This is a genomic window from Dyadobacter jiangsuensis, assembly GCF_003014695.1.
In the GTDB taxonomy this organism is placed as follows: domain Bacteria; phylum Bacteroidota; class Bacteroidia; order Cytophagales; family Spirosomataceae; genus Dyadobacter; species Dyadobacter jiangsuensis.
Genome location: NZ_PYAS01000029.1, coordinates 34,614 through 40,613 on the forward strand (window position 1 = coordinate 34,614; position 6,000 = coordinate 40,613).

Genomic DNA, 6,000 nt, shown 5'->3' on the forward strand with positions numbered 1-6,000 from the left:
CCCGAAACTCATTCAAAATGAAAGGGAAATAAGCTCATTAACTTTTACTTACGAAGATCATGCACACAAGCAAGAAGTACAGCTCCAACAAAGCAGAGGATGAAAGAGCATTACATGTCAACAGACGACTGTTTTTAAGTTCGGCGGGATTGACCACCGCCTTCGGGACGATTTTGATCGTAACGGGTTGTACCAAGGAAGACCACCAGATACCTGGCATGGGCGACGCGGTAGACCTTGGCTCGGGCGACATTGGCGTGCTCAACTATGCATACGCACTCGAACAACTCGAAGCGGCATTTTACGCGAAGGTGATCGATTCGCCTTTTTCCGGCATGACCGACGTGGAGAAAACGATCCTGACAGACATCCGTGACCACGAGATCGTTCACCGCGAATTTTTCAAGGCCGCATTGGCAGACAAGGCTATCAAAGGGCTGACTCCAAATTTTGACGGAATCGACTTTGGCAGCAGAACCGCTGTACTCGGCGCCGCCAAATTGTTTGAAGACACCGGTGTAGCCGCATACAACGGCGCGGGAAAGCTCATTAAGGATCCGAACTACCTGCTCCTGGCAGGAAAAATTGTTTCTGTGGAAGCGCGTCACGCGGCTGTTATCCGTGACTTGATCAACCCCAAATCTGCTGATTTTGCCGGTGACGACATTATCGATCTGAACGGAATGGACAAGGCCGTTGCGCCGGCCGACATTCTTGCTGCAGTTAAGGGCTACGTGAAAGACACGATTACTGGCGCCAACGTAGGTAAATAATCATTCACACTAAGAGGATCAGAAACAATGGATATTTTCAAAATTATAGATCAGTTTCAGCAAATCGACGGCGATGCAACGGGAAGACTCGAATATGCTTCACGACGTTATTTTATGAATAAGGTGGGGAGTAAATTGGCTTCGGCAGCTATTCCGACTGCATTTGCAGCGATTGTCAACAAGGCCTTCGCACAATCCGCGGCAGCCGTCGACGTGCTTAACTACGCACTGACGCTCGAATACCTGGAAGATGAGTTTTACAAAGGAGGGCTTGTAGCTGCAAATCTTATTCCTGCGTCGGACAAATCGATATTCATGCAGATTGGGAAGCACGAGTCGCAACACGTGGCATTTCTGGTAAAAGCACTAGGCGCGAAAGCCATTGCCAAACCGATGTTTGATTTTACCTACAAAGGTGCATTTGGCGATGTATTCACCAATTACAAAACGTTCGTAACCGTTTCGAGTGCGCTTGAAGATACAGGTGTGCGAGCTTACAAAGGTCAGGCGGGGGTTTTGATCGCGGACCCGCAAATTCTGGAATACGCTTTGCAGGTTCACTCCGTTGAAGCCCGCCACGCGGCGGTTGCTCGCAGGTTAGCGGCTTCATTGCTTGGTATGCCTGCGATGAAAGGTTGGATCACCGGCAAGGAGGGTGCAGTACCTGCTATTTACGCAGGTGAAGAAAATATGACTCAGGGCGGAGTGAATATCAAAGGCCTGGCTTCAAAAACGGATGCGGCTGTCACGGAAGCATTCGACGAGCCGCTGACGAAAGATGCGGTACTGGCGATTGCCGGTCCATTCATAAAAGGTTGATTGAGTTGATAGTAAAGCAATTGATTGTCAATTTAAAAACCGTTGTGCTATCACAACGGTTTTTTTCCAGTCTAATCAAGCAGACCAAGAGCCGCTTGAGGCTTCTTCGTGCATCAAGGCGATTTGGGATAAAAACCAAACGTAATTTTATATTACTAATAAATCCAAAGTCCAACTGGCGGCGTAAATGGGCTATTAAAACTACGTAACTCGATCACGTTCCCATGAAATCACTCAACTTTCGCCTGAGGCTGGCGACTGCTGCCCTTAGTTTCATCCTTTCGTTCTTTATGTTTTCTTGCCACGATCACCGCGTGCCGCCAACCGGGCCGTCACTTCCCGACAGGATTTTCTATGCATTGTCGGATGACAACCAACAGCATGGGATCAATATCCGAAATACAAGCGCGCCGTTACGCACTTTTGCAGTGGTTGGTCTTGAACAGGGCGATATAATTAAAGGCATCGATTTCCGCCCTGCCACCGGACAACTTTACGCGATCAGTTCGATGAATAATCTCTATCAAGTGAATGTTAAATCCGGCGATCAGCAGGGAAAGGCTACCCGCATTGGCTCAGCGCCGATTGCCGCCACTCTGAACGGCCATATCGGTTTTGACTTCAATCCCACCGTCGACCGCATCCGGGTCGTGACCAGCTCGACTCAAAACCTGCGCCTGCATCCTGAAACCGGCGCAATTGTTCCGGGCGATTCACCATTGAATGGCTATGCCAATCCAATGATCGGTGCGGTGGCTTATACCAACAGCCGCGCGGGCGTTACCTCTGCCCCCGCGGGCGCAGGCACGACCCTCTAAGACATCGACCCTTCGACAGACATGTTATACATCCAAAATCCTCCCAATCCCGGAGGTTTGGTACCCACTGTTAACGAGCTTATCGTTCTGAACATTGGCCGATTCCCAGGACTTGGCAACACCATTCAGAATCGTAGCGGTGACTTTGTCGTGAAAGTCTTTGAGCAGCTTATTCAGCCTCGCGTTGAGCTGGGGATAGTCCGCAAGCGAGAATGGCCTGTCTGGGTTGTATGAAAGTGGGCCAATTCGGCCATGATCTACCGAGTAACCCATCCTGATCAATTCCTTGATCGCATCGTCGAATAGACGTCTTACGAGCCTTGCGTAGTTCTCGCTCCTCTGGATCTGTTCGAACCAGGATTGATAATTTGTCATTGTGGTAATGACTAAGTGTGTGTAAATAACTTATCACAATAATAATGATTTTGAGCGAATTACCCAAGGAAAGCAGACGTTTCGACGAGGTGAGAGGTTGTCTTACGGCAAGATCTTACCGCAAACGAAAAAGGGCATTCGACTGTGAGTCAAAAGCCCTTAATTGTGTGTAAAAAAGTGTGCATTTTTCATAGCTCACTGATTTACAGCCTTATTTGTGCAACCCCACGGTACAAAAGTCGAATCATTTGCTGGATGATTTGAGGAAATTGGCGGCGTTGTTTCAACGCCAGCCATCTCAACCATCTACTGGCGTTCTTTCGCTTCGGGGGTAACCGGGGTAAAGAAGTTGACCAGGTTACCATCAGGATCGCGAAAAAGCAGCGACCGGTTGCCCCATGGCATTGTGGTCGGTTCCTGCACTAGCGCTGGTCCAAGGTAGTCTGCAAGTCGTTTGAAATGAGAATCCACATCGTCGACGCGAAATTCAAGGATGAGCGAACGGTTTGCGGCAGGTGACGCCACGCTGTCGCCACCAAACAGCTGCAGAGTTCGCGTGCTTCCAATCGCAAGTACGGCCAGCGGAGTGCGGAGCTCTGCAAAATCATCCGTGTAGCGGACAGCAGGGTAGCCGGTAACCCGCTCGTAAAAATCGACAAGGCGGGCGATATTGGCGGTGATAATACGGGTCGAAACAAATGTCATAAAAGGAATCGTTCAGTTTTTGGATTCCCAAAGAAATACCCGCCGGTTGACAGCCGTATGTCAGTAGATACAAAAAATACCTATGCAGTTTTGAGAATTTCCTCGATTTGCATCAAATGATTGATATCATGGCCTGCATAGTACATGACAATATCACGTATGCTTTCTACACCGCGTTCCGCGTGGATACCATAATAATTCCATTGGTTGGGTTCCAACAAATCAAACAACTGGATATTGGCTTGCCGTAAACACTTAAACAATGCCAAAGAGTCGGCTACTGATATATTCTTATATTTTCCTCTGAGAGCCCATTCTGCTTGGTCGAACGCCTGTATTTCGGTTCCAGGTTTGCTCAGAATTGTGCGGATTCGATATGCACCAACTAATTCGTCATCGGCAAGATGTGCGACAATTTCCGTAATGGACCATTTTCCTGCCGAAGGACTCTTCAGTAGTACTTCAGGATGAGCGCCCCTTACTAGGAATTCAAGTGTGGCTGGCATCTTGGCCTGCAACTCCAGGGGGTTCCTACCTTTTACATAACTTAGTATGCGGTTTGTATAAGCTTCAAAAGATTCCGTCATAATATTGATCTTAATTAAAGATGCAATTTCGGAGACACGAACTAGAGACGCCTGATTTATCGACAAACAACGCATTCTAGCAGACGGACAACTATCCCTGTCTTACACATCATTAAACATCTATGGCTATCCGAAAGTCTTACGGTTTGGCTTAGTAATTAAACTTACTTCAGCGGTGACCTTTGCTTTTAAAGAGCTTAGTTCAGGCCAGGCAACACGAATCGAAATTCTTGCCTCTAAAAACTGTTGGTCTTCCACTAAACAGGATGTAACCGAACCGGCAATCAGCCACAGTTGAAAGTAACCTTATCTGCAATAATTCTTCTGCCACAAGCTAACGCTTGAAGCCAATAATCCTGGCTGCTGTATTTTTGCGGCGTGAAGCTCTGAAAAGCAGGCTTGAATATTTATGTGTATTACTTTGGTGAGCAAAATCCTCCCACAAAGCGAACGTCAAATCGCGTCTAACAATATCAGGAAGATAAATTTCACCACCAGACACGGAGAGAAATGCCCTTAGATAGTCTTTCTTTGAGGCCAGCTTCGAAATATAGGCATTCGCGCCTTCCCGGAGGTATTGCAGCAAGTCGAATTTTCGATGAGTTGCTTTACTGTGTAGTATGGTCCTGCAATCAGGCATCACATTTCTGCAAAACATAAAAAGGCGCATCGCCTCATGCGGATCAGGGAACAATGGATCGACAAAAATGATATCCGGCACTAAATCAAGGATTTTAGCCTCAATGTTGTCAAAACTCGCCACTTGAATTTGCAAGTCGGTAAAGTTCTGTTCCAGTATTGATTTCACTCTTTCTATACTGCTCTGCTGGTCATCAAGAATGATTACCGTCTTCATAGTCATATTGCGTGCTTGCGATCACAAAGTTACTACAATCTTCGACAACCGTTGTCATAAATTACCTGTCCCGTATCCTTAGAATGGATAATTAATCCCGTAGTTGGAAATCGAAGCTTTTTTACGACTTTTGGGTGAAAAACTGGCTGAGCATAGGTTCTGACGTACATATTAGTGACCCGGTGGTCAAAAATAACTCACGGCTGTTTTCTTGGGGCTGCGATCCTTTGTTACATTATAAAGTGCGGGGTGCACCGAATTGACACGACATACTTCCATAAGTTGCAGGCTATTCAACGCTTATTAACCCTTACCTTCAAACGCCTTATCTGTATCCAGATCTTTTCCACTCCAAACTTTTTTGGCTATTCAGTCCGCTGGTGCCCCAGACCAAAACCTATTGCTTTCCGACAATCCAAGCGGCAGTAAAACCTGTGAGCAGAGAATAGCTACCAGTCGAGATGTAATACTCTCCCAGGTCGCCCTGATGGCCGTACAGTCCAGTCCCCCCGATCACCAAATGTGTCGGGGTTTTCGGTTGTTTTACGAGTTACGGCAGTGAGTGCGCAACGCACTTATTCGGGTGTAACGTTTACAGGAAGTTTTTATTGTAATGCCATATTGGCCAGGTGCTGGAATGCTCCGGCACGATAGTATATTGATCGTCCGATAACCGGAAAGGTGCCGTCGGTATTGATCAGTCGCTCCTGAATGGCAGCATATCTGACCGCTCTGCCCAAAGCCTGTTCAGAAAGCCGCTGGTATCCATCTTTGGGCGAGACTATCAGAAGAATGTCGAAAAGAAACGGCTGTATCACATAGCTGTTGTAATAATCCCAATGAAAGTCCGGCCCGTCGCCGTAAACGCCGTCCCCTTGTACCATTGCTCGTGGGCGTGCAATGCGTAATCTATCCGCATCCGGTCATCTGCATATCCGTATTTGGCAAAAAAGCCTCAATCATAGCACTGAATGGGTATTTCGGAGAAGTTGACCACCTGATTCCGTGGCAAATTGACCACCTAATTATCTGGCGGCCGGTAGCAGAAAAAAGCTGCAGAAGCAGTT

General features: G+C 47.3%; 8 protein-coding genes. 3 read left to right on the forward strand and 5 right to left on the reverse strand.

Annotated elements, in window-relative coordinates:
* The first annotated feature begins 59 nt into the window (after window positions 1-59).
* The 3 genes from CLV60_RS33055 to CLV60_RS33065 all read left to right on the forward strand — a co-directional run bounded on the left by CLV60_RS33055 (window position 60) and on the right by CLV60_RS33065 (window position 2,410).
* The gene (locus CLV60_RS33055; protein WP_106599672.1) at window positions 60-773 is read left to right on the forward strand and encodes a ferritin-like domain-containing protein; all 714 of its coding nucleotides are present in this window, start codon (window positions 60-62) and stop codon (window positions 771-773) included.
* 27 nt (window positions 774-800) lie between these two features.
* Window positions 801-1,592 (forward strand): ferritin-like domain-containing protein, encoded by a 792-nt coding sequence (locus CLV60_RS33060; protein ID WP_106599673.1) that lies wholly within the window; start codon window positions 801-803, stop codon window positions 1,590-1,592.
* 224 nt (window positions 1,593-1,816) lie between these two features.
* Complete coding sequence (locus tag CLV60_RS33065) at window positions 1,817-2,410, forward strand: DUF4394 domain-containing protein (RefSeq protein ID WP_229211242.1); 594 nt, start codon at window positions 1,817-1,819, stop codon at window positions 2,408-2,410.
* Window positions 2,411-2,434: 24 nt separating this feature from the next.
* Here the strand turns inward: CLV60_RS33065 and CLV60_RS33070 are convergent, their stop codons facing one another.
* From CLV60_RS33070 to CLV60_RS33090, 5 genes are all read right to left on the reverse strand, one after another.
* Window positions 2,435-2,785: a hypothetical protein gene (locus tag CLV60_RS33070; protein ID WP_106599674.1), complete on the reverse strand. Its 351-nt coding sequence runs from the start codon at window positions 2,783-2,785 to the stop codon at window positions 2,435-2,437.
* Window positions 2,786-3,091: 306 nt separating this feature from the next.
* Entirely contained in the window at window positions 3,092-3,490 is a 399-nt protein-coding gene (locus CLV60_RS33075; RefSeq protein WP_106599675.1) for a VOC family protein, read from the reverse strand.
* A gap of 80 nt (window positions 3,491-3,570) precedes the next feature.
* Window positions 3,571-4,077 carry a DinB family protein gene (locus CLV60_RS33080; protein ID WP_170118931.1) on the reverse strand — a complete coding sequence of 169 codons (507 nt, stop codon included), beginning with the start codon at window positions 4,075-4,077 and terminating at the stop codon, window positions 3,571-3,573.
* A gap of 334 nt (window positions 4,078-4,411) precedes the next feature.
* Window positions 4,412-4,933, reverse strand: coding sequence for a response regulator (locus CLV60_RS33085; protein ID WP_170118932.1), 522 nt, complete (start codon window positions 4,931-4,933; stop codon window positions 4,412-4,414).
* A gap of 605 nt (window positions 4,934-5,538) precedes the next feature.
* The gene (locus CLV60_RS33090) at window positions 5,539-5,817 is read right to left on the reverse strand and encodes a DUF2264 domain-containing protein (RefSeq protein WP_170118933.1); all 279 of its coding nucleotides are present in this window, start codon (window positions 5,815-5,817) and stop codon (window positions 5,539-5,541) included.
* Window positions 5,818-6,000: the final 183 nt, after the last annotated feature.

Excerpts from the sequence above, each read along its gene's own strand:
- CLV60_RS33065 (WP_229211242.1), top strand. The coding sequence starts at position 1,817 with ATGAAATCACTCAACTTTCGCCTGAGGCTGGCGACTGCTGCCCTTAGT.
- CLV60_RS33070 (WP_106599674.1), bottom strand. The coding sequence starts at position 2,785 with ATGACAAATTATCAATCCTGGTTCGAACAGATCCAGAGGAGCGAGAAC.
- CLV60_RS33090 (WP_170118933.1), bottom strand. The coding sequence starts at position 5,817 with ATGGTACAAGGGGACGGCGTTTACGGCGACGGGCCGGACTTTCATTGG.
- CLV60_RS33080 (WP_170118931.1), bottom strand. The coding sequence starts at position 4,077 with ATGACGGAATCTTTTGAAGCTTATACAAACCGCATACTAAGTTATGTA.
- CLV60_RS33085 (WP_170118932.1), bottom strand. The coding sequence starts at position 4,933 with ATGAAGACGGTAATCATTCTTGATGACCAGCAGAGCAGTATAGAAAGA.
- CLV60_RS33060 (WP_106599673.1), top strand. The coding sequence starts at position 801 with ATGGATATTTTCAAAATTATAGATCAGTTTCAGCAAATCGACGGCGAT.
- CLV60_RS33075 (WP_106599675.1), bottom strand. The coding sequence starts at position 3,490 with ATGACATTTGTTTCGACCCGTATTATCACCGCCAATATCGCCCGCCTT.
- CLV60_RS33055 (WP_106599672.1), top strand. The coding sequence starts at position 60 with ATGCACACAAGCAAGAAGTACAGCTCCAACAAAGCAGAGGATGAAAGA.